15 protein-coding genes are annotated in these 23,837 nt (G+C 47.8%); all 15 read left to right on the top strand.

All coding sequences use genetic code 11. The features are described 5' to 3' along the window. Positions 1–91: 91 nt before the first annotated feature. The 15 genes from NST04_RS24735 (at position 92) to NST04_RS24670 (ending at position 23,689) form a co-directional block, all read left to right on the top strand. Positions 92–1,153 carry a hypothetical protein gene (locus NST04_RS24735; protein WP_341186589.1) on the top strand — a complete coding sequence of 354 codons (1,062 nt, stop codon included), beginning with the start codon at positions 92–94 and terminating at the stop codon, positions 1,151–1,153. A 78-nt stretch (positions 1,154–1,231) separates the two neighbouring features. Continuing rightward, complete coding sequence (gene loaP, locus NST04_RS24730) at positions 1,232–1,735, top strand: antiterminator LoaP (RefSeq protein ID WP_341186588.1); 504 nt, start codon at positions 1,232–1,234, stop codon at positions 1,733–1,735. 297 nt (positions 1,736–2,032) lie between these two features. Beyond that, on the top strand, positions 2,033–2,575 hold the full coding sequence (locus NST04_RS24725) for a 2-oxoacid:acceptor oxidoreductase family protein (RefSeq protein WP_341169084.1): 543 nt from the start codon (positions 2,033–2,035) through the stop codon (positions 2,573–2,575). Then, positions 2,553–2,840, top strand: coding sequence for a 4Fe-4S dicluster domain-containing protein (locus NST04_RS34065; protein ID WP_445667942.1), 288 nt, complete (start codon positions 2,553–2,555; stop codon positions 2,838–2,840). The genes NST04_RS24725 and NST04_RS34065 overlap by 23 nt, the downstream gene beginning before the upstream one ends. Continuing rightward, on the top strand, positions 2,827–4,038 hold the full coding sequence (locus NST04_RS24720) for a phenylglyoxylate dehydrogenase (RefSeq protein ID WP_341186587.1): 1,212 nt from the start codon (positions 2,827–2,829) through the stop codon (positions 4,036–4,038). Before NST04_RS34065 ends, NST04_RS24720 begins: the two co-directional genes overlap by 14 nt. Positions 4,039–4,070: 32 nt before the next feature. Beyond that, positions 4,071–5,630, top strand: a complete 1,560-nt coding sequence (locus NST04_RS24715) for a B12-binding domain-containing radical SAM protein (RefSeq protein WP_341186586.1) — start codon at positions 4,071–4,073, stop codon at positions 5,628–5,630. After that, complete coding sequence (locus tag NST04_RS24710; protein WP_341169081.1) at positions 5,605–6,480, top strand: thiamine pyrophosphate-dependent enzyme; 876 nt, start codon at positions 5,605–5,607, stop codon at positions 6,478–6,480. Before NST04_RS24715 ends, NST04_RS24710 begins: the two co-directional genes overlap by 26 nt. Further along, complete coding sequence (locus NST04_RS24705; protein ID WP_341186585.1) at positions 6,464–7,291, top strand: peptidase U32 family protein; 828 nt, start codon at positions 6,464–6,466, stop codon at positions 7,289–7,291. The genes NST04_RS24710 and NST04_RS24705 overlap by 17 nt, the downstream gene beginning before the upstream one ends. Further along, entirely contained in the window at positions 7,288–8,028 is a 741-nt protein-coding gene (locus NST04_RS24700; RefSeq protein WP_341186584.1) for a hypothetical protein, read from the top strand. The genes NST04_RS24705 and NST04_RS24700 overlap by 4 nt, the downstream gene beginning before the upstream one ends. Continuing rightward, on the top strand, positions 8,025–9,407 hold the full coding sequence (locus NST04_RS24695) for a phenylacetate--CoA ligase family protein (protein WP_341186583.1): 1,383 nt from the start codon (positions 8,025–8,027) through the stop codon (positions 9,405–9,407). Before NST04_RS24700 ends, NST04_RS24695 begins: the two co-directional genes overlap by 4 nt. Next, positions 9,364–9,540, top strand: a complete 177-nt coding sequence (locus NST04_RS24690; protein WP_341169077.1) for a hypothetical protein — start codon at positions 9,364–9,366, stop codon at positions 9,538–9,540. Before NST04_RS24695 ends, NST04_RS24690 begins: the two co-directional genes overlap by 44 nt. Before the next feature lie 24 nt (positions 9,541–9,564). Beyond that, positions 9,565–10,812 (top strand): aminotransferase-like domain-containing protein, encoded by a 1,248-nt coding sequence (locus NST04_RS24685; RefSeq protein ID WP_341186582.1) that lies wholly within the window; start codon positions 9,565–9,567, stop codon positions 10,810–10,812. 44 nt (positions 10,813–10,856) lie between these two features. Further along, positions 10,857–12,167, top strand: coding sequence for a condensation domain-containing protein (locus NST04_RS24680; protein WP_445667941.1), 1,311 nt, complete (start codon positions 10,857–10,859; stop codon positions 12,165–12,167). Positions 12,168–12,201: 34 nt separating this feature from the next. Further along, positions 12,202–18,417: an amino acid adenylation domain-containing protein gene (locus NST04_RS24675; RefSeq protein WP_341186580.1), complete on the top strand. Its 6,216-nt coding sequence runs from the start codon at positions 12,202–12,204 to the stop codon at positions 18,415–18,417. 94 nt (positions 18,418–18,511) lie between these two features. Then, positions 18,512–23,689 carry an aminotransferase class III-fold pyridoxal phosphate-dependent enzyme gene (locus tag NST04_RS24670; protein ID WP_341186579.1) on the top strand — a complete coding sequence of 1,726 codons (5,178 nt, stop codon included), beginning with the start codon at positions 18,512–18,514 and terminating at the stop codon, positions 23,687–23,689. Positions 23,690–23,837 lie beyond the last annotated feature (148 nt).

Below are 23,837 nucleotides of genomic sequence, written 5' to 3'. Positions count from 1 at the left end.
AAAACAATAACTATAGGAAGATCTACTAGGTTGAAGGAATCCAGGATTTATCATATATATATATAAATTATCTATGGAAGGATGCTAGCAAATGCGAAAAACTATTTTGCCTGTTAATGAAAATCCGCCAATTATTGGTTATCTCCATCATGCATACCCTTTATCTATTTTGTCTGTAACTGAAGCGTATGTTCCCTGGTTTTACTCGAATTTTGTTCAACTCATCAGCCCCAAAGATATAGCCACCAACCGCAATTCCCAATTTGATTTTTATAATAAGTACTTTTTCTTTGGATACCCACAGGGCATACAGCCGCTTAAAAACCAAGTGATTAAGCGGGGATTATTATCCAAAAATTATACTGGCGGAGTTAAGCAATTTATCATAGATTGTATTGATTTGGGAAGATATATCTACACTTGGGCTGATGAGTATGATATTTCCAGTAAAATTTCATACCAGAAAAACCATGTATTTCATGATGTCTTCATTTACGGATATGATCTTGAGAATAATTGCTTTTATACATTAGGTTTTGGAACGGATATGCAGTTTTCTTCACATCTCATTCCATTTGAACAACTGCATAGTTTAGAGGACACTTTAGATTATTGGGATATAAAGATATTCGTAATTGAAAGAAATGATCAATTTGACGACTCCAGTGTAGATCTATCATTGCTTAACATTTGGCTTAATGATTATTTGCGGTCCTTTGATTCATCTCTTAGATATAAGCCGTTAATATACTCCTATGGTCTGAATAGTGAGACTGGAGATCTCTGTTATGGTATATCCGTATATGCTTCCCTGATGGAATACCTTGAATCTGTCAAAAGAGGGCAATCTTCGCTTGACATCAGGCCTTTTCATATATTATGGGAGCATAAAAAAATCATGGTTGAGCGAATCAAATATATGATTGATAACGTTTATATTGAAGATGACGGCTTACTGGAAAAGGCTGAACAGCTGGAAAAAGTCGTTTTATCGATCCGAAACCTTTTGTTGAAACATTTTATTATGAAAAACGATATTCCTGAGCAGTACATTAAAGAGAAATTATTAACGGCTAGAGGAATGGATATAGATTTAATAGAGACATTTATTTATATTCTAAGCGGAAAACTTAATCCTTCAAATGAGAATTAGAAAAATGCTTATTGTGAAAAAATTAACATCAATAATATTTTATAGGATATAAAATTGGTATATAGGAGGATGTATACCATGAATTGGTATGTAATATATGTGCAAACTGGTTATGAAGAAATAGTTCAGCGGTATATAAAGTATAAGTACCAAGGTGAATATACAACATTGACTCCCAAAAGAATGCTTTTTGAGAAAAGAGACGGAAAGTATGTAAGCGTTATTAGGAAAATGTTCCCTGGATATGTATTTATACAGTACAATATGGATAATTATTCTTACCATTTAATCAACGACTTGCCTAAGGTCCGCAAAATTCTTTGCAATGGCCTTGATTTCATCCATGTCGATGCAGATGAAATGAATCCGATACTGGATTTGCTGGATACAAACGGAATCATTGGTGATTCTGCGGCTAAAATGAACGCAGCCACAACGGAGTTCATCTCCGGCCCCTTAAAGGGACGCGAACATTTAATTTGCAAAATAAACAAGCATACTCGCCGCGCAAAGATTCGGCTGGAGTTGCTTGGAGAAACTAAAATGATTGATTTGGGCTTTAAACTCGACGGTATGCTCTAAGGCGGTTGTTACTTACAACACATTGATGCCCTTTGATGAAGCTTAGGCACATTAATTAGGCTGAATGTTACATAATTATAATCGGCTTACATCAAATTTGGTGCATGCAAGTGGCGAAGCTGTATTCTGAAGGCGGTATCCCTGTCTCTGACTCCTCCAATTTGGAGGATGAGCGGAAGCGGGTGGCCCGCGCTGAAAAAATATTATGATAGATTCCGGGTCCTCCTTATAAAGGGGATCTTTTTTTGTGAATTAGAATTGATTAATAACTTGCGAAGAATAGGGCGGTAGGAAATTATGAAGCAGATTAAAATATACGGCGTAGGCGGCCAAGGTGTCGTAACGGCAGCCAAGCTGCTGTGCAGTACAATCTGTCAATATGAAGGTGGATTCGCTAAAATGTTTCCGGCTTATGGGCATGAACGAAGAGGAGCGCCGATTTACGCTGATGTCTTTGTGGATAGTCAGCCGGTGCTCTTAAATTGCTTTGTTGCCCAACCGGATATAGTACTTCTGCTGGACCCTAGTCTGGAGCAGAGGGGGAGGATGATTAATAAGGGAATTGGACCGGACTGTCTGCTAGCCGTAAATACTTCCGACTGCGCCAGGTTTTCGGAATACGGCTTTGAGAGGATCTATCATGCGGATGCCTACCGTTTGTCCAAAGAAATGATCGGCAGTGATATTCCAAACCTGTCGATGCTGGGGGTGCTGGCCAGAACTGGACTTTATGGCATTGACCATGTGTGCAGCTGTATCGAGGATTATTTTCATACGGAATCTTCAATAAAATACAGGGAGTTGGTGAGGCGTTCATATGACTACGCAGAAGTTAACTGAGTTTTTGTTGGGACCTGTAGCAACAAGTTGGAGAAGCCAGCCCGTGGGGAGTTGGAAAAGCACGAAGCCCGTGTACAATGCTGTCGGGTGTACGGGATGTGGGCAATGTGAAATGTACTGCCCGACCGGCGTTGTACTTATGAACAGGAACAGTGCAACTGATTTAATTACTTTTAATTATGAATACTGTAAAGGCTGCAGCATTTGCTCTGAGGTGTGTCAGCGCAAATGTATCGCAATGGTAAACTGTGATGAAGAGAATTGATATAAGGATGCTGGACGGCAATGCCGCAGCAGCGGAAGCTATCAAGCTGGCACGGGTGGAGGTTGTTGCATCATACCCCATAACGCCGCAAAGCCCGCTGGTGGAAAGATTGTCGCAAATGGCTGATACAGGTGAAGCAGACTGCACATATGTTTGTATGGAGTCCGAGCATTCTGCCATCTCCTATTGCATCGGCTCGCAATTGACCGGTGTCAGAGCGGGCACTGCAACCTCCTCTGTTGGTCTGGCATTAATGCATGAAGTGCTTGGTGTGGCCGCAGGCTGCAGAGTGCCGATAGTAATGCCTGTTGTTAACAGGGCGCTGGTCTCTCCATGGAGCCTTTGGTGCGACCATCAGGATACCATGGCTGAGAGGGATACAGGCTGGATTCAATTTTATGCGGAAAATGCTCAAGAAGTGCTGGATTTAATGATTTTGGCCTACAGGATTGCCGAGCATAATGAAGTGCTTCTACCGGTCATGGTATGTATGGACGGATTTTTTGTGTCCCATTCACTCCAGCCGGTCGTTGTTCCTGATCAGACCCAGATCGATGAATTTATAGGAGAATACATCCCTCATAATATGCATTTGAATTTCAATCGTCCGTATTTTATCAACAATTTGACACCTCCTGAAGAATTTACTGAAATGCGTTTTCAGCAGGAGCAGGGGTTTGCCCGGGCTGAGCAGGTCATTGGTCAGGTAGCAGACTTGTATCTTCACAAATTCGGACGAAGCTATGGATTGCTGGAAGCCTATAAATGTGAAAACGCAGAATATATCATCGTATGTCTGGGTTCCATGGCCGGAACTATCAAGCATGTGGTTAATGAAAAGACAGCAGCGGGCGAACGGATCGGGGTAGTGAAGGTCATTTCCTTCCGACCTTTTCCCCATGAACAATTATCTGAGCTGCTGGACTCGCCGAATTTGGCTGGTATCGCTGTTATCGACAGGAGCGCCGGTCTTGGTGCGGCTGTTGGGCCCTTATGCCTCGAGGTGAAGGCTACGGTCAAGCGTAATGCAATACCGGTTACAAACTTTGTCTGCGGGTTAGGCGGGCGTGATATTTCAACCGGAACAGTTCTGAACATATTGGATGAAATGAAAAAAAACGGCAGCCAGTCACGCAAAGTATGGATTGATGTAAAGGAGCATGCAATGGAAATCAGAAGTAAAGGGGACAGGCAATGAAGGTATTAATGATGTTCATATACAACGATGAAATGAGCGGGACGATGGAGGAGATCGGGTTATCCCTGTTGGCCGCTGTCTTAAGACAAGATGGCCATGAGGTCAGACTGATGATGAATCATGAGCGGGAACTGGATATGGGTAAAATTCAAGAAACACCTGACTTGATTGGTTTTACGGTATATGAAGTTTCCAAGGATTCGGTGTACCGTAGTATTGCCAAGGCACGGGAAATCTGGCCTTCGGCAGTCATTTGTGTCGGAGGGGTGCTTGCGACCTCAGACGGAAAGCAGATGCTGAAGGAGAATGACGCGATTTCCTATGCTATCTCTGGTGAAGGAGAAGAGACTCTGAAGGAGCTGGTTCAGCACTTAGAGCGGGGCGAATCAGCTGCCGGCATACAAGGTGTCATCTACAGAGACGGTGACATCGTTGTGGAGAATGAACCCAGACCGCTAATTCAGGATCTGGACGAGATCCCTTTCGCAGCCCGTGACATTCTCGTTGAGAAAAAAATGAAAATTGCTACAATATCCGGTTCAAGAGGTTGTCTGGCCAGATGTAATTATTGTGCTACCCAGCTCTTTTGGTCGAAATGGAGAGGACGTTCTGTAGGTAATGTCGTCGACGAGCTTGAAATGATTGTTAACCGGTATCAGGTAAGAGCCTTCAACTTTATCGACAGCAGCTTCGAAGATCCCTATAACAGCCTGAAACGGCTGACAGCGCTGGCAGAAGAGATCGTCAGAAGGAAATTGTCGATTGCTTATTTCGCAGACTTCCGGGCCGAATTCCAACGAAAGACTTCTCCTGAGGTAATGGATTTGCTGAAGGAATCAGGATTGACTGGCGCTTGCATTGGTATTGAATCGGCCAACGATCAAGATCTTGTCTTCTACAATAAAATCGCCAGAGCGGATGATAATAGGAAAATCATGGATTTATTTAATGGCTACGGAATTTGGATTTCTCCGGGATTTATCAATTTCAATCCAAAAACCACCATTGAAGGCTTGCACAATAACCTGGAATTCCTTCACCAGTATGGCTATGACATTAAATTCTTCTCTAAACTGGCCATTTTCAGCGGCACGGTTATTTATAATCAGCTGAGCGCCGAGGGGCTGCTAACACCTGGAGATAAGTCTAATAACCAATACCGTTTTGTAGACCCATCGGTCGGCCGATTCTCGGAATTTATGCAGTATTTCGCCGGAGAAGTAAATCGGATCAATGGCAGAATTATGAGTAACCTGGATTTTTACCTGGATTATTTCCACCTGATCCTGGGGTACTACCGGCGACTGTTTGAAATTCGTCAGGATGCAGCCGGACTGGATTTTTTTGCACAGTATATTCAGGAGTACGGCGCTGTTAAGCAACTTTTTAACCAGTCGTTTTATCAATGGACAAGTATGCTGCTTAAGCTTGCACAGGATGAGGTCAGGCTGAATGGGATGAGGGATTGGACACTCAGCAGGATTACACCGCAGTTATTTGCCGACACACTTGCAGACTTTGAACGACTGCGTTTGAAGCTGTATCAATACTTAATGCGAAAAGGCTATGAATCCAGCATTATTACATTTTGATCTTTTGATAAAGGAACGGGAGACGATGAAAATACCTTTGGTTGCCAATGGTGTCAGCACCTGCACAGGCTGCGGCATGGAAATAGTTCTGAGAAATATTCTGGATGTATTGGGTCCTGATACAATGATTGTCATTCCCCCTGGTTGCGCTGCCTTATTCTCAGGAGACGGAAACGTAACCGCGTTGCGGATTCCCGGATTTCAGGGGAATCTGGAGAACACAGCGGCATATGCGGCTGGAATAAGGGCTGGGCTTGACCGCCAGAACCGCAGCGAAGTGCATGTACTGGCTTTTGCGGGAGATGGTGCGACAGCAGATATAGGATTGCAGTCTCTTTCCGGTGTCTTTGAACGGCAGGAGCGAATTATTTATGTCTGTTATGACAACGAAGCATACATGAATACCGGTATGCAGCGGAGCAGCTCCAGTCCCCAAGGTGCCTGGACCAGCACAACGCCGGGAGGCAAAGCGGTAATGAAAAAAGATATGCTTAGCATTGCTAGGGCACACGGCATTCCTTATATAGCTTCTGCATCTGTCGGATATATGCCTGATCTCAAGCGGAAAATCTCCAAGGCGAAAAAGGTAATGGGGCCCAGCTATATTCATATCCATACCCCTTGTCCTACCGGCTGGGGGTTTGAGTCCCGCTTAACAGTCGAAGTGGCACGAAAGGCGGTTGAAAGTGGGATGTGGGAGCTTTACGAAATAGAACACGGAGAGAAAACTGTCAGTCGGAGCAAGATAAAACATGCTTCAGCGGAGGCTTATTTCAGCCTGCAAAAGAGATTCAGCAAAGTTTCCTCAGAGTTCATGAAGGAGCGGGTCCAACATGAGGACAAGGACTAAGGCTCAGGGGAGTAGGCTGCGTAAGGTTGAAGTGGTATCCTGCTTTGCTGGGGTCAGCCAAGTCGAGCCGATCCTGGAAGCTGGAGCAGATGCCCTTTACTGTGGTCTGGTTCGCAGCTCGTGGCATAATACCAGCATTGAATTAAGCTGGGATGAGATATACGCAGCCAGTAAAATCATCCACGGCCAGGAAAAGAAACTGTATGTCGCCATCAATCGTGATTTGACTACTGAAGAGGTGGATGAACTCCTGGAGCGGTTGCCCGTCCTGGACAATGGAATGCTTGACGGACTCATTCTCTCAGATTGGGGTTGTATCCACGCTATCCGCCAGCGGTCAGGGAGTTTTCCGATTCATCTAAGCGCAAATGCGGGATGTATGCATGATTGGGACTTTAAATTGGCCGAGGAGCTGGGGGTACAACGGATTGTCTTACCGCCGGCCATGACATTGAAAGAGATGAATGCAATTACATCCCGCTATCATTTTGAATGGGAAGCTATCACTTACGGGATGAAATGCATCAATGAAGCCGGACATTGCCAATGCGAATTGCCTGTCGGGGAGAAAAGCACGCAATTTATATGCAGCCATCCATTGGGTTTTAGCGGTGGCTGTATGGATGATGAGGTTATGTATTTACCTTTTGGAAACCAATTCTCCAGAGGGGAAGAAGCGCAGTATTTACGGGACATCGGCGTGAACCACTGGAAGATTGAAGGTAGGGCAAGGGGTTACAGCCATATCGCTCAGGGCACAAGGACACTAAGATCGCTTGCCGATATACCATATGGGGGAATGCTTCCATGACAGAACAAATAGTTGTAAACGGAGTCCACTGCCACTCTTTGTGTGACTGCTCTATGGATTTTGAAAGACAGCCTAAAATTTGGATTTTGGGAAGTGTATTGTGCGATAAGGAACGGGCAGATTTGAACGAAGAGCGGCTGATAAAGTCATGCCAAAAGATCAAAGAGGCTTCGCCTACGGCTAAAATATATGTTCAGCAGCCGTATTATCTGTTTGGACAAGAGTCTCAGTTCATAGAATTTGTTGGGGAAATGGGCAGGTATAAATTAATTGACGGGATTGTGGTGAACGGCCCTGGGATCCTGAATGCCTTTCAGGGGACGGACCATCTGGAGTTTGTGCTGGGCCGCTTCAGTATCCGAAAGCGAAAGCGGACCAATGCTTATTTATTTGATCTTCTTAAGAATTGCAATATAGCAGCAGTAGAGTGTTTTGCGGAAGATACCTCCTTATTGGAGGACCTTTCGGTGAGTACCCATTTCCCGCTATGGATCAGAGAAGGGGAGAAAAGAATGTTCTCCTTGTCGAGACAGTGCCTAATTCAAAAAGACGGGCGCTCCGCGACCTGCGATCCCCGTCGCTGTGCCTCAGGATCGCAGATTCTCGCTGACCGTAGCAAACATGTAAGATTGATTAGCAGCGGGCATCTTCTGTATCGGGCAGGTTCCATCGTTGAAGACAAGCCCTTGCCCCTGCATGAGGCAATTATTTATAACGCAGGCGGGCTGGAAATATGAAGAGTACCAGATTAGTAACGCCCTATTGGAATCCGGTTACAGAGACAGCAGAACTTCAGCGTTTGCAGAAGCTTCAGCTGCGCAGGTTCCGGGAGGCCATGCAGTTTGCAGGGCAGCATTCTCCCGCATACCAGAGCTTATATGCCTCCGCAGGCATTCAGCCTGAGGATATTAACACTATACAGGATATCAGACTGGTGCCTATCGTTGATAAGCACTTTTTTCAGGAGTCTGCTACCGGTTCATTTTATGGCAACGGGCTTGCCGTTCCGGCGTCAGATGTCGTCTTCTACCATCAGACCAGCGGTACAACAAGCCGTCCTATGAGACAGCCGGATACGCTGGAAGACTGGTATTGGTGGGCAGAATGCTGGGCAGCAGTGCTATGGGCACAAAATGTCAGGAAAACGGATAAAGTCATGATTGCCTTTAACTATAACCTTTTTATAGGCTTTTGGGGTGCGCATTATGGTTGTGAGAAAATCGGTGCTGAAATTATTTCTGCCGGAGGACTTTCGTCTGAGCAAAAGCTGCATCATATCTTCGATGCGGGCATTTCAACATTGATTTCGACGCCGACTTATATCCTCCGCCTTGCCAAGACGGCAGCCGGGCTGGGGATAGACCTATCCCAAAGCCCGGTTAAACACATCATATGCGCTGGGGAGCCCGGAGCACAGATTCCGTCTACCAAAAAGGCTATAGAAAAGGCCTGGAATTGCGATGTATATAATCATGTAGGCGCGACGGAAGTAGGGGCCTGGGGGTTTGAGTGTGCGCATAAAGGCGGAGGGCTGCATGTCAATGAATCGATGTTTCTGGTAGAAATAGTTGATATTCACACCCATGAAGGCATAGAGGAGCCGGACCGGTACGGAAAACTGGTCATCACGGCTTTTCACCGGAAAGGGCAGCCGTGCATCCGATTTAATACAAACGATTGGGCTTGCTGGCAGGAGACGCCCTGTTCCTGCGGACGAACTTACCGGATGCTGAAAGGCGGCGTGGAGGGAAGAATAGATCATTTGCTGAAGGTCAAAGGCACGTTTGTGACCCCTGCTGTTGTAGAGGAGATTGTAAATAGTTCCGAGAGTCTTGCTCATGAATATAAGGTCCTTATACATCCTGGGGATAAGCGGCCGGAGCTGATTGCCGAATGTGTGCCCGAAACAGCTCCGGAAGAGATTGCGGAAATTGCCGCCAGTATCCGTAAGCATATTCGCAACCGCACCTGTCTGGATTTTGAAGTCTCCATCCAGCCATATGGATCACTGCCGAAAAGTGAGCTGAAGGCGAACAGATTCACAGACTTGCGGCAGAAAGGGGGATTGGTCCATGAACCCAGCTGCGGAACTGCCGGTTCTGGAGAAAATCACTGAACATATTGACAGGATGGAAGCGATAATTGACGAGATCCAGATATATGGTGAAATCATGCCATGCATAGGGAGTAATGCGGAGCAAATCAAAGCGCTGCTGCGGCTACTCAAAATAGAGTGTGAAGATTTTTGACTTTGAATAGTTGGAGGTGATCCAGTGAATAGTCGGTTGACTGACCCTTATCTGGATTCAATGAACCTGCTGAACGAATTAAGCCTTTTGTATCCCGGAGCAGTCTCCTTTGGCTCGGGAAGACCGAAGGAGGAGTTGTTTGAAGTAGAATCTGTGGTCTCAGGCATAAAGGATTACGCAGCCCGTCATAAGCCCGCATTGGTTGGTAGTGATAATCTGAACAGGCTTGGTCAATACAATATGACCAAAGGAATCATTAATGAGTCCATTTCCAGACTGCTGCTTAACGATGAGGGAATCACAGCGGATCCTGAGGATATTCTGCTTACCGACGGAGCACAGGAAGGAATGGCGATCGTAATCCATGCTCTCTTCGGTTCGCCTGAGGATGTGCTGATGATTAGCGAGCCTTCCTACGTGGGCTTCGTCGGTTACGCGAAAATATGCGGTATCCCCCTTTGTCCCATTGGCCGAAAAGAAGGAGGAATGGATCTTGATGAACTGGAAGAGAAGATGCTTGCCTTGCACAACCAGGGAAAGCGCCTCAGAGCCGTTTACGAAGTTCCTGATTTCCACAATCCTACAGCGGAATATATGCCCTTGAACAGCCGCAGGCGTCTGCTTGATCTGGCAGAAAAGTACGATTTTTATATAGTGGAGGACAACCCATACGGCTACTATCTATACGAAGGAGAGAAGATTCCCACGTTAAAAGCACTGGATATCCACCGAAGAGTGATCTATATAGGCAGTTTTTCCAAAACCATATTCCCCTCATTGCGGCTGGGATATCTGGTTGCTGACCTGGATCTTTCCATTGGCTCCAGAAAGGTGCGATTATCGGAGCTGTGTAAGAAGGTGAAAAGTTTCCTGACTGTCAATACATCGGCATTGCTTCAAGCCATGGCGGGGGAACTGCTTGAACGTGAGGATTTCTCTCTAAAGTCATTTGTTAAACCTAAAGTGAGCAGTTGTCTACATAGCAGGAACCTGCTGCTTTCCGCTCTCGACAGGCATTTGGAGGGGCGATGTACTGTAGCCAAGCCAGCGGGAGGGTTTTTTATGGCGGCCGAGTGCTCCTTTGAATGGACTCGTCCGCTGCTCATGGAATGTGTTCGAGACTACGGTGTAATAATTTGTCCTATGTATATGTTCCGGCTTAATGAAACGGACAGATCGCACGGATTCCGCCTTGCGTTCAGCAACCTCGACCCGGAGACAATAGAGACCGGAGCCGAACGGCTGGGTGCTTTTATCAGGAACCGTATATGAGGATAGATCCGCGGGATGTTCAAGATATAGTAGCATTGTCTCCTATGCAACAGTCAATTTTGTTGGAATGCCTGCTTAATCCGATGGAGGGTCTTTATATCGAACAGACAGAGCTGATCTTTCAGGGGCCATGGTCACAGCAGGCTGCGGAGAGGTCCTGGAAACATCTCTCAGCCGTCAATGACTCCCTTCGGACAATCTTTCGCTGGGAAGGTTTGAGCGAACCGGTACAAATCGTCTTCAAAGAGCGGACAGTGCCAGCAGAGTATTACAGCATGACTAGTCTGCCTGCAGAAGATCGGGAAAGGCGCAGTAAGAAGCTCATGGAGGAAGCAGCAGGCAAGCTGGACCTTGGGCTCTGTCCAATCAGGCTAACCTTTATCCCTGAAGCCGGCCGCTTCCGTCTGGTAATTACGCACCATCATATACTGTTTGACGGCTGGAGTAATGCGCTGCTGGCTTCCGAATTTGTGGCGGCATATACAGAGGCGCTGGGGGACCGGACACAAGCCCGGCCAGTCAAAACACCTTACAAGCAATTTATTAATTACTTGCAGTCTGTCCAAACGGTTGAACAGGAGGAGGTGTGGAAGTCCTATTTAAAGGGATTTGTCCAACCTCCATGTAAAGTCTCACAGTCAGCAGGAACCACCCAAGATTCTTCACTTGAAGTATATGCAAGCGGACTGGACAGCAGGCTTGAGGAGGCAGCAAGGCTATGTGCCGAGCGGGGAACCACGATGTCTTCGCTTTTTCAGCTGGCCTGGGGGTTAACTCTCCAGAAGTTCTGCGGTTCTGATGATGTGGTATTCGGTACCGTTGTCTCGGGGCGAAATGTTCCTGTGCAGGGGATCGGGGAGATGGTCGGATTGTTTATGAATACAATTCCGATAAGGGTCAGAACACATCCCGGTGAGAGGCTTGCATCGGCTTGGGAGCGGTTGGATCAGAGTAACAGAGAATGCGTCCCGTCACATCACCTTCCACTCCATGCCATTAAACAGGCGGTTGATAAGACCAATGAGCCGCTGTTCGATACATTTCTGGCCGTAGAAAATTACCCGGTGAATTGGAGCGGACTTACCGGCACGGACAAGCTGAGGCTTGAATCGTACCGTCACCGTCTTAATGGTACCCGGTTCCCTTTGACGGTCGAAATTCTGATGATTAACGGATTCGAGATTCGCTTTGTCTATGACGGGAAGTATTATTCCAACAATCAGGTGAAGGTTCTGGACCAGGAATTCTGCTGTATATTGTATGCCGCAGCTTCCATGATTCATGCTCCCGTTGAGCATCTGTTATATGGTGCCCCAGCCAAGGCTTGTGCGCCGGTAGCGGATTTTGATTTCTGATTAAAGCTTCAATTGTTAAAAGGGCGGTGGAATAGTGCAACTTCAAACGAACAGTGAAACGGCGGATCTGAATGGGGAATGGAATGACCTTGAAGGCGAACGAAGCCAGTATGCTTTTATGCTTCATGATTATCCGTACGGGAGAGCTCAAAATTGGCAGTCTTATCAAAAGCAGATTGGCAGTGAACAAGGACAAGCGCTACTTCGGATATGCAAAAACAACGATTTATCTGTTTATATATGGATAATATCCGTATTGGGTATTGTTATGCGAGGATCATCGGGAATGGGGCGTATGCTTATTTTCGCCCCCCTTACGCAGGGTGAGAGAACGCATGGCCACAGTGGTGTTCTGATAAATAGCACTGTAGATGGTGGCATGGTATTCCGGGACTACTTGATTCAGATGAAACAGGAGGTTCTGCGTAACAGCTACTCTCACACCATTGAAGCCCAAAAAAAAGTTAAACAGCTCCTCAGTACCGGAGAGAACTGGCCCTTCCGCTACCAGTGCCGTTATGACGCAATTCATGGAGCAACGGAAGAAGACATTCTCCCGGGGAATGAAATATCGTTATCTTTTCAGAAAATCAATGACAGCTTTACACTGACAATCAGTTATGACGAAGCCCTTTTTCTGCACGATTCGATGCAGCTGTTGGCTGAGAGATTTCTGCTCGTACTGGAGCAGACGCTTGTGCATCCGCAATTTGAAATAGGCGGCTTCAGCGTTCTAAGTGAGGATGAGGAGTCACGGCTGCTGACACAGCTAAGCGGCAATGACGGGACCACATCCCCTGAGCAAACGGTGACGGGGCTATTCCAGCTCACTGCTAAGAGAACTCCGGACTGTCAGGCAGTCGTGTTCAAGGAGAAAATGCTGACTTACCGGGAGCTGGAGGAGCGTTCAGACATGGTAGCAATCAATCTGCGAGCAAACGGTGTTTCACAGGGGGCGCTAGTTGCGGTAATGGCCTCCCCTTCTCTGGAGCTTATTGTTGCTTTGCTTGGTATTTTGAAGACAGGCTGTGCTTATGTTCCGCTTGATCCCAAGTATCCGGAGAGTCGGACACGCTACATGCTTGAAGATTCATCAGCGGAGGTACTCCTGGTCAATGGATATGAAGAGAGGGCGGCCGGGCTCGGTTTTAAGGGAAAGGTTATTTCGTACAGCCTCCTGGAGTCAGAGGAACTTCCGGAACAGCAGCCACAGTACCAGGAAATAAAGCCCAGCGATTTGGCCTACGTGCTGTATACCTCAGGCTCCACAGGCAGGCCCAAAGGGGTAATGATTGAACACCGCAATGTAACTGGTCTGGTAACTGATATGAATTTTATTTCCCTGCGACCAGGTGAGGACCGGCTGGCAATGACGGGTTCAGCTGTATTTGATATTACTACGTTTGAGATTTGGGCTTCCTTGCTTAACGGAATTACATTACATGTGATTGACGGAGACACGCTGCTCGATCCTGATGCCCTGGTAGAGAATATACGCCACAACAGAATTTCTGTTCTCCATCTGGTGCCCCAGCTGTTTAATCGTTTCGCACTCGACCATGATTCGATTTTTAAGAATCTGCGCTATTTTCTGATTGGTGGAGATACGGTGCGTCCTTATCTATTGAACCGGATCAGACGGAAATACCCCAAGTTAAATATCTGCCATATGTACGGCCCTACTGAGAATACCACATTCTCCTCTTGGATGCCCGTTCATCAGGAGTATGATGGCCCAATTCCCGTTGGTAGACCAGTGAGTAACTCTGTGATGTATATCCTGGATGAAGCAGGACAATTATGTCCCATAGGTACTCCAGGAGAGATTTATGTGGGGGGGGCCGGTATAGCCAGAGGATACCTTAATCAACCGGAGTTGACACGCGAACGTTTTGTGCCGAATCCTTTTACCGGAGGCGAACGTTTATACCGGACCGGTGACCTGGGACGCTGGATGACGGACGGGACTGTGCAGTTTCTGGGCCGAAACGACCAGCAGGTCAAGATTAGGGGAGCACGTGTGGAACTCACAGAGGTGGAGAGCAGGCTGGCCCACTTTCCAGGCATATTGGAGGTTGTGGTTCAGGTAAGGGAGGAGCATTCAGATCCCATATCGGATAAGGAATTGGCTGCCTACTACGTGGCGGATTCTTCAGTGCGCCGGGAATCGTTGCGGACATGGGCTGCTGCTGAGCTTCCAGCGTTTATGGTTCCCTCGCAGTTTATCGAAATTGAAGCTGTTCCGCTGACACCTAACGGAAAGGCCGATTATAAGGCTTTACGCGAAATTCGGAGCAAAGAAACAGTGGCCATCGGTCAGCCGAGAGATGACATAGATCGTAAGCTTATTGAAATCTGGGAACACATACTGCCGAATCAGACAGGCCTGATCGGGATTGATACCCGTTTTTTCGATGCGGGCGGGCATTCCTTGAGAGCGATTTCACTTGTATCGTTGCTTTCCAGACACTTTCACATACAACTGCCACTGGCGGAAATTCTGCAGAATCCGACCATCCGGACGCTGGCGGATTTCATTAGTGAGCAAAAGACTGCCATACATGATCCTATTCCGGCTGCCGTTCCTTTAGAGGAGGGTAATGTGCTTTCATCGGCACAAAAAAGGCTGTACTTCCTGCAGGCGCTTCATCCGTTGGAAACAGCATATCATATGACTGCAGTCTACAAACTGGAAGGCCGGATTGACCGTGACGTGCTCGAAGCGGGTTTTAAAGCATTGGTGAACAGGCACGCTATTCTTCGGACCTGTTTCATCCGAAAAGGAGATGAGATCCGCTCCTATATCATGCCGGAGTCACCCTTTGCGCTGGTGCAAATGAGGTGCAATGAAGCTGAAATAGAAGATGCAATCAAAGCGGCAATTTGTCCTTTTGATCTGGAACAGGCTCCCTTGATAAGGGCGCGGCTTATTGAACACGGGGATAATCAGGTCCTTTTAGTGGTTGATTTGCATCATATCGCTGCTGATGGACTGTCATGCCAGCTGCTGATGAATGATCTGGCCGTATTTTGGTCAGGAGGAGTGCTGCCGGACCCGGACAAAACCTATAAGGACTTTGTGATATGGCAAACCGGAAGAAACCGATCAACGGCGCTTGAATCACAACGCAAGTACTGGATGAGAGAATTTGCCGGTGGTATACCGGTTCTGGATCTGGCCACAGACTTTACCAGACCGGATCTTCTCAGCCATGAGGGTAACGCTGTAGCGTTCACTTTACCGAACACAACAGTAAGACTGCTTAGCGCTCTGTCGGCAACCGCCGATACGACGTTATTTGTTATTCTGTTCGGGATATGGTTCCTGTTGCTGCACAAGCTTACTCATCAGAAGGATTTAGTTGTCGGCACTGTAACCGCCGGCCGGTCTCATCCGGATCTGGAGGAAATGGTTGGCATGTTCGCTAATACGTTGCCTATCCGGCTTGGTGTGCAGCCGGAGAACAATTTCTTGAACTTGCTCTCGCAGCTGAAATTGAAAGTTATTGGTGCCCTTGAACATGATGAATATCAATTCGAGGATATGATAGATGAACTGCAGGTTCACAGGAACCCTGCACATAATCCCCTATTCGATGTCATGTTCACAATGTCACCCAAACCGGCTCCTGTCCCAGGTATACCGGATATGAGTGTGCAGATTTATCCCATTAAAAAACAGACTTCAAAATTCGATTTAACTTTGTTTGCTGAAGAGGATGCGGTAACAGGCAACCTTCATTTTGAACTTGAATATTGCAGCCGGTTGTTTAAGCGCAGCACGATTAACAATTATATCCGCTGGTTTATTCATCTGGCGAAATTAGCAGCGGAGTATCCTGAGGAACCTATAGCTAGGATTTCTCTAACAGGGAAGGAATCAGAGGAACAACTGCTTGATGCCTATTGTGGTGAGTGGGTTGCCCTTTCAGGACCGGCTACTGTGCAGGAACGATTTGATGAGTGTGCAGATAGTTATCCGGACAATATTGCCGTATCCGATGCCGGACAACACTGGACTTACCGGGAGCTGCGTCTCTTAACGGATTTGGTGGCCGACAGATTAATCCGGCGTGGAATCCGCAAAGGCGATAAAGTCGCTTTGTTACTGCACAATTCGGTCTGGCTTGTTGCAGGTATGCTCGGTGTGCTGAAAGCCGGGGGTGTATATGTACCTCTTGATCCCGAGTTTCCAACGGAGCGGATTAATGGCTTATTGGCTGCCAGTGGTAGCCGTCTTCTGCTGACAGAGCAAGATTTGGCAGGAAGGACATGGCAAGTGGAAAGCTTGTGGATAGCCGGTGAGCTGGAGCTCCGAGAAACTCAAGGCGAGCTGCTGTGTGCTGCAGGAAGCGCAGAGGATTTGATTTATATTATTTATACTTCCGGCTCAACGGGAACACCGAAGGGTTGCCTTATCCGGCAGGAAGGGGTCATAAATTATCTGGATTGGGCAATTCGTACTTATTTTAACCATCCTGGGATTGTGGTTCCTTTATATACATCTCCAGCCTGCGATTTGACTGTTACTTCAATTTTTGGACCTTTGCTATCCGGTCATGCGCTGGAAATCTATCCACGCGGAATTGAGGTTCTACAATCCATAGTAACTGACAAAAAGGTGAATCTGATAAAGCTCACACCATCCCACTTACGGCTTTTGAATCAGTTGGATTGCTGTGAATCGCCACTGCATACGTTCATAGTCGGAGGGGAAGCACTTACTACGGAGCTTGCTTCTACAACCCGAAAGAACTTCAAAGGTAATGTACGGATTATAAATGAATATGGACCTACCGAGACTGTGGTTGGCTGCATGGTTTACGAATTTGATCCGCATACAAATGTTAAGCTTTCAGTTCCCATCGGCAAACCCATTCAGAATATGGAGGTGTGCATTCTGGATGAATCCGGGAACATGTGCCCGGTGGGTGTACCAGGAGAACTACACGTCTCCGGTGTAGGAGTTTCACCGGGATATCTGAACAGGACTGACTTAACGGAAGAGAAATTCATTGCCCATCCTTGGCGGGGGCCATATGGCCGGATGTACAAGACGGGAGATATTGCATTGTATGCCGAGGAGGGCTGGATCGAGTACCGTGGAAGACGGGATACTCAAGTGAAGATCAGAGGTTACCGGGTTGAGACGGAAGAGGTCGAGCACTGGTTATTGCAGCAGCCGGAGGTGGAGAATGCTATAGTGACCGCGGTACAGAGCCCCGCCGGATACTTGCATTTATGCGCTTATCTCGTGACAGAGACAATAAAAAACCACAGTGCATGGAAAAAAAACCTGGCTGCACAACTGCCTGATTATATGGTACCCGATTACTACGTTACACTTGAAGACCTGCCCATGATGGAGAACGGGAAAGTCAACCGGTCGTTGCTTCCCCTGCCGATATGGGAAGCAGCAGGAAGCAAGGAGAGAACGAAGTCTGATGGGGAAAAGCTTGTTTATGATTTATGGGTGAAACAGCTGGCAGTCACAGAATTTGGTACAGAAGATAATTTCTTTGATATCGGCGGGAATTCCCTTACGGTTCTAGCTGTACACAGTGAACTGGTCAAGATCTACCCGGGTCTGAAAGTGACGGATTTCTTCAAATATCCAACCATTAGTTCATTATGCAGTTATATCGCCTTAATGGACAAGGAAGCGCAGCAAGAGGAGGACGTTGAGGATAATGTGAATCAGGATCATTGTAAATCAATAGATTTGGTACAATTTATGGAATCATGCTTCCGGCTGCCGGAAGCTGTAACTTCAACGCTTGAGGCGTTATGCCAAGCTTCCCGTGCAACCTTGCGTGAGGCCGCAGCTGCAGTTTTTGCTTGCCTCTGGGGGGATGCCGCGGGTAGAGCAATGGTTAGCGCTGACACGCTCATTCCAGATGAATATTCCGGGGTAGTGCGAATGAAATTTGACTTCTCCGGCAATCCGGCTCTACCGGCCATGCTGGAGCAGGCGTGCAGATTACAGGAAATAAGCTCTGAAGCGCTGGGAGTTGAAGTGGAGGGCCCGGAGAAGGAATTACTAATTGTTCCGCTGATTTACTGGAAGGACGATATTGACATCTGCGACTGTCCTGCAGATAGCTATGATGTTCTGGTGGAAATGGAACGGAGCATAGGGGAAGGCTGTTTGTTCCGCTGCCGCTATAACCAGGCAATACTTGATTCGCAGGCAGCGGATGAAATATTTCATTTGTATTCGGGGATGTTAAGCGCCATCTCACAGACTTAAGATTGACTCGACAAAAGGTGGAGATCCAGTGGGAGAAGGAGTGCATGACCTGTTAAAATCGTTGAAATCGGGAAGAGAGACAACACCTCTGGCCATGGACCATAAAACAGTTAAGACTGACCGTGATTTGGCCATTATTGGTATATCAGTCCAACTGCCTTTCGCTTCCAGTCTGCAGGAGCTGGCCAAAGTTCTCCATGAACGAAGGGACTGCATTGGAACATTGAGCGGGCAGCGAATGCTGGATACCGTAGAATTCCTCGGAATTAATGGGGTGAAGCCCGAAGACTACACTATAAATGAGGCAGCATATCTGGAGGACATTGCTGCCTTCGATTATCCGTTCTTTAGAATTACGGCGAAGGAAGCCGAACTGATGGACCCGGCCCAGCGGTTGTTTCTTCAAGCAGCCTGCCATGCGTTCGAAGAAGCTGGCTATACACAAAAAATGCTCAAAAATAGCCATACTGGCGTATTTGTCGGTTACCCTGCTTCTACAGGCTACTACGAGAGGGTACGCAAGCTGGAGCCTGAGATGAGTGTACTCGCAGGCCCAGGCAACATCGCATCGGTGCTTGCGAGCCGTGTATCTTATTTTTACGATCTGTCGGGACCTTGCCTGAGTATTGATACGGCCTGCTCATCGTCCCTGGTTGCTCTGCACGAAGCATGCCGCTCCCTGCGCAGCGGGGAATGTACGATGGCGCTGGTTGGCGGAATTAATCTGCTGACCCAGCCAGTCCGGCTGAAACAGGAGGCGCTTCCGGATATCGCATCCGGCGATTACAGAGCCAAGAGCTTCAGCGATACTGCAGATGGGACAGGACAAGGAGAAGGCTGCATTATTACCATCATTAAGCCGCTTCGCGACGCACTGCGGGACAAGGACCATATCCATGCCTTGATTAAAGGAAGTGCTTGTAACAATGATGGTTCTTCCATCGGAATCACTGCTCCCAGCCCGAAAGCGCAGGAAGAGGTGATTGTCAGTGCGTTGAAGGATGCAGGAGTGAATGCTGATTCAATTTCCTATATAGAAGCGCATGGTACGGGTACGAAGCTTGGAGATCCAATTGAGGTCCAGGCGGTCACAGAGGCATTCGGCAGGCACACCAAGCGCAAACAATTTTGTGGGATTGGTTCAATTAAAACGAATTATGGCCATTTAGATTCGGCGGCGGGTTTACTTGGGCTGGCCAAGGCGATTGTATCTCTAAAGAACCGGAAGCTGTATCCGAATTTGCATTTTCATGAAGCGAATTCACAAATTGATTTTGTAGGCAGCCCGGTCTTTGTCGTGGATGAAGAACAGAATTGGGACATTGATACAGGGAGGCCCAGACGCTGCGGGGTAAGTGCATTTGGCCTGAGCGGTACGAACTGTCATGTCATTCTTGAAGAGTATGCCGGATCAGAGGGCGCATGGATTGGAGCAGAGAAAGTAGAAATCCTGCCCCTGTCAGCAAAAACACAACCGGCACTGGAAGCGCTGGTTGCGCGATATGCGGCGTTTCTGAGAGAAGGTCCTGATCTGACATTGGCCCAAATCTGCTGCACAGCACAAAAACACAGGGAGCACTACGCCAAACGAGTAGCCGTATGCGGGAAAACGGCAGCAGAAATGGTGCAAAAGTTAGATGTTATATTGCTGGAGGGAAGTGCAATAAGGGAACACTCTCCGCTCTCCCTTATTGCGGATTATGCACAGCCGTTGCATACCGCGAAAGCGTATATGCAGGGTGTGGAAGTTGATTGGACGGCAGCTGGTAATACATGGTCAGGCGTTACGGCCAGTCTGCCGGCTTATCCATTTGACCGGAAACGCTGTTGGCTGCGGTCAGACTTAGGAGAAGATACGGAGTCTTCTTCCATAGAGGTGAAGGTTATGGTGGAACAAGCAGCTCCGGCTGCCAGTAACTTACATTCAGTGGTATTGAAAGATTTACAGCACTTTATTGCTTCGCTATTCGATACTGATCCTGCGGATATCAACGAGAATGCGGGATTGTTCGAACTTGGCATTGATTCTATTTCCATTGTCCAGCTTAAACAGAAAATTAAAAACAGCTACAGCTTGGATATCGCACCTGAAATTTTGTTTGGAGAACTGGACACCTTAGCCAAGATTAGTAGGCATATTCAGCAGTCCGTTCCGGAAATTCAGCTACCTGCTGCTGCCGCAGCGGAGGACAGCCACTCGGCCCAGACCGTGGACACTCCTTCGCAGGTAAAGCCACAGTCTGGGGAAAGGCCTGATTCGAACAAGGTGCCAATGCAAGACCAGTCTGCAAGTGTTCTTGAAAGACTTATACAAGGACAGCTGGAGGTTATGACACAGCAGCTCTGGGTTATGGGAGCGCGCACAACTGGAGCCGTCCTTCCTGTGTCCCCGGTAGCGCTCTTGGATAAGACGACTGCAGCCTCTAAGCCAGTAGTCCGAACCAATTATTTATCACCGGCACCGGCACCGGATCGGCTGCAGCAGAAGTTTATGGTCAAATTCAGTACACCGCTGCAGCCCCGGCAGGAAACTGAGCTCGCTGAGCTTATTGGCCGGTATGAAAAGCGGACAGCGGGTTCAAAACGGCTGGTACAGCAGTATCGCGGAGTATGGGCCAATGGAAGAATGATACAGGGCTTTAGCAAACCATGGAAGGAACTGATCTATCCGATTTTTGCTTCTGCAGCGAAGGGATCACGGATGACGGATGTGGATCATAACGAATACATTGATTTTGCCATGGGCTTCGGTGCCAATCTATTTGGGTATAATGACCCACGTATCTCCCGGGCGCTAGGCGCTTGTTTGGAGGACGGGGTTGTTCTCGGTTCTCTGGTCTCTTCTCCCGGAGAGGTTGCTGAGCTGCTGCATGAAATTACCGGTGTGGAAAGGGTCGCTTTCTGCAATTCTGGCACTGAAGCTGTTATGAATGCGCTGCGGGTAGCTAGGGCAACGACCGGTAAGAACAAAGTTGCGCTTTTTGCAGAATCCTTTCATGGGACATTTGACGGTATTTATGTCAGGCGAGACATATCCGGTGAAGCAGGACAGGCGGCTCCACTCAGCTTAGGAACGCCTGAAGCTATGGTTCAGGATGTACTGGTTCTGGAGTATCTGGATAATTCAGCTTTGAACGCGATCAGAGAACACGCTTTGGAGCTGGCAGCAGTCCTGGTTGAACCTGTACAAAGCCGCAATCCTGGCGTAGACCCGGGGGTCTTCTTACAGCAGCTTCGTGCTCTGACATCAGAACTGGGAATCGCCCTGATTTTTGATGAGATTATTACAGGATTCCGTATTCATCCTGGCGGAGCACAGGCATACTTCGATGTTGAGGCAGATCTGGTCACGTACGGTAAAATTATCGGCGGCGGAATGCCGATCGGAGTATTCGCGGGTAAAGCTGCTTATATGGATCGGGTAGACGGCGGAAAATGGCAATATGGCGACGATTCTGCTCCCAGCAACTTTCTGGCACATACCGGGGGGACATTCTGTCATCATCCGGTCTCAATGGCAGCGGCAAAGGAAGTTCTGACGATAATCAAGTCCGATGCAGACCGCATCTATCCGGTGCTTAACCGCAGGACGCGACAACTGGCCGAAGGGTTGAACGCCTTCTTCACAGCAGGCGGGATTCCGCTGCGGATCGCGCAATTTGGCTCCCTTTTTATATTTCAGGTGGAGCAGGAAACCTCAGTGCTGCGATTTCTTTACTACATGCTGATCGAGAAAGGGTTCTATTTATGGGAGGGAGGAACTTGTTTTCTGTCTACTGCGCATACGAGTGAAGAGGTCGCTGGCTTCGCCCATGCCGTTATGGAAAGCTGCCGCGAATTGAGCGAACGGGGTTGCTTTAATTTCACTCTGCCGGAGCAGAATTTAACCGTCGAGGGAATTTCAGAAGCGTTTTTTCATTCCCGGCCAGCCAAGGTAGCGATGACAGAGAACCAGATTCGTTTTTGGCTGACCTATGTAGGTAATAAACGGAGAGCGCAAGCTTTTATGGAAAGAACAATCGTGCCTTTACACGGTGATTTTAATCAGCGATGGGTGGAATCGGCATTTCGGCAGGCTGTTAACCGCCATGAAATTCTGCGGACTGTACGAATTGAGAACGAAACGATGTTCATCTCAGAACATGTGGACACTGTTCTTGAGTTCAGGGATATCTCCGGCGAGGCTGGACAACATGCCGCCAAGTCAGAGTCCATATTAATAGAGGCGATGGAAAAGGATTTTGATTATGACGCAGGAGGACCGCTGATTCGTGCCCTGCTGATCCGTGAATCGGAGGAACGGCACATACTGGCGGTCATGGCCTCCGCTCTGATCATGGACGGATGGTCTATGGATATCTTTATAAATGATTTTTCGGCCATCTATGCCCATTTATCACAGGGCATTCCACTGTCGCTCCCCGTAGCTGGCAGATTCAGCGATTATGTTCAGCTTCTTGCGGCATACAACGAAAGCAAGGAGGCAGACGAAGCCATTGAATTCTGGAGTGCAGAAGCCCGGAGACCGGCTGAAGCGCTAGACTTGTCGGTTAATCCTTTTGGGGAATCGAGAACTTCCCTCACTGTGTTCGGAGAGGTCTGCTGCGTGGTGGACGGGGCACTGAAAGAAAGACTGGGACAGCTATCCAAACAATGCAATACAACGCTGTTTACAATACTTTTCGAGGCCTACGCACTGCTTTTGTACGGTGTGACGGGGCAGTCCTGTTTCGTTATTGGAGTTCCCTTTTCCGGGCAGTTGAACATGGAAGTAGAGCAACTTGTCGGTCATTGTGTCTCAACTTTACCTGTAGTAGTCCAGGTGAATCCAGGTTCGACAATAGGTGAATTCTTGAACGGGATTAAGAAGCAGATCATGCTTGTCTCGCGCCATCAGGTCTTCTCCCATCACCGGCTGATGGAAGAAGTGAGCGCTACGCAGTCCGAATATTTGCTGCCTGGAATAACAGCAGCGTTCAACCTGGAGCGCAGCAGCACAGCCGCAGGGCCGGATACGGAAGAAACAGAGCGGCCGATTGCTTTTTCAGGGCCTTCAGGGAAATATGAATTGTTCCTGGACGCTTCGGACAGAGGGGAGAATATCATGTTGGCATTATCTTATAATGCCTCACAGATACCGCATATTTTTGCGCAGCGTTGGTTGGAGTACTATATGGAACTACTGCAAGAACTGCCTGGTGCCATGGAACGGAATGTTGCTGATTTCATTGATGAGCGGGGTGAGAATAGTTATGCTGCATCCATTGGTTAGCCGGGATGAGAGTACAGTCCATGAGTTTCAGCTAAACTGCCTTGAGCAAGAAGTATCCAGGCTACGGACGTTCCTGCTGCAGGAGGACCTCCCTGAAAGGGCAGTTCTAGGAATTTGTACCGCTTCTCCCCTGTTTGCCGCCTGTTGC

It is taken from the genome of Paenibacillus sp. FSL H7-0756 (assembly GCF_038006765.1).
GTDB lineage: Bacteria > Bacillota > Bacilli > Paenibacillales > Paenibacillaceae > Paenibacillus_AQ.
The sequence above is the reverse complement of the archived record's forward strand: the minus strand, read 5'-3'. Positions and strand labels throughout refer to the sequence as shown.

Excerpts from the sequence above, each read along its gene's own strand:
- NST04_RS24710 (WP_341169081.1), top strand. The coding sequence starts at position 5,605 with ATGAATCCAGCATTATTACATTTTGATCTTTTGATAAAGGAACGGGAG.
- NST04_RS24725 (WP_341169084.1), top strand. The coding sequence starts at position 2,033 with ATGAAGCAGATTAAAATATACGGCGTAGGCGGCCAAGGTGTCGTAACG.
- NST04_RS24670 (WP_341186579.1), top strand. The coding sequence starts at position 18,512 with ATGGACCATAAAACAGTTAAGACTGACCGTGATTTGGCCATTATTGGT.
- NST04_RS24690 (WP_341169077.1), top strand. The coding sequence starts at position 9,364 with ATGAACCCAGCTGCGGAACTGCCGGTTCTGGAGAAAATCACTGAACAT.
- NST04_RS24735 (WP_341186589.1), top strand. The coding sequence starts at position 92 with ATGCGAAAAACTATTTTGCCTGTTAATGAAAATCCGCCAATTATTGGT.
- NST04_RS24700 (WP_341186584.1), top strand. The coding sequence starts at position 7,288 with ATGACAGAACAAATAGTTGTAAACGGAGTCCACTGCCACTCTTTGTGT.
- NST04_RS24680 (WP_445667941.1), top strand. The coding sequence starts at position 10,857 with ATGCAACAGTCAATTTTGTTGGAATGCCTGCTTAATCCGATGGAGGGT.
- NST04_RS24705 (WP_341186585.1), top strand. The coding sequence starts at position 6,464 with ATGAGGACAAGGACTAAGGCTCAGGGGAGTAGGCTGCGTAAGGTTGAA.
- NST04_RS24715 (WP_341186586.1), top strand. The coding sequence starts at position 4,071 with ATGAGCGGGACGATGGAGGAGATCGGGTTATCCCTGTTGGCCGCTGTC.
- NST04_RS24695 (WP_341186583.1), top strand. The coding sequence starts at position 8,025 with ATGAAGAGTACCAGATTAGTAACGCCCTATTGGAATCCGGTTACAGAG.
- NST04_RS34065 (WP_445667942.1), top strand. The coding sequence starts at position 2,553 with ATGACTACGCAGAAGTTAACTGAGTTTTTGTTGGGACCTGTAGCAACA.
- NST04_RS24720 (WP_341186587.1), top strand. The coding sequence starts at position 2,827 with ATGAAGAGAATTGATATAAGGATGCTGGACGGCAATGCCGCAGCAGCG.
- loaP (WP_341186588.1), top strand. The coding sequence starts at position 1,232 with ATGAATTGGTATGTAATATATGTGCAAACTGGTTATGAAGAAATAGTT.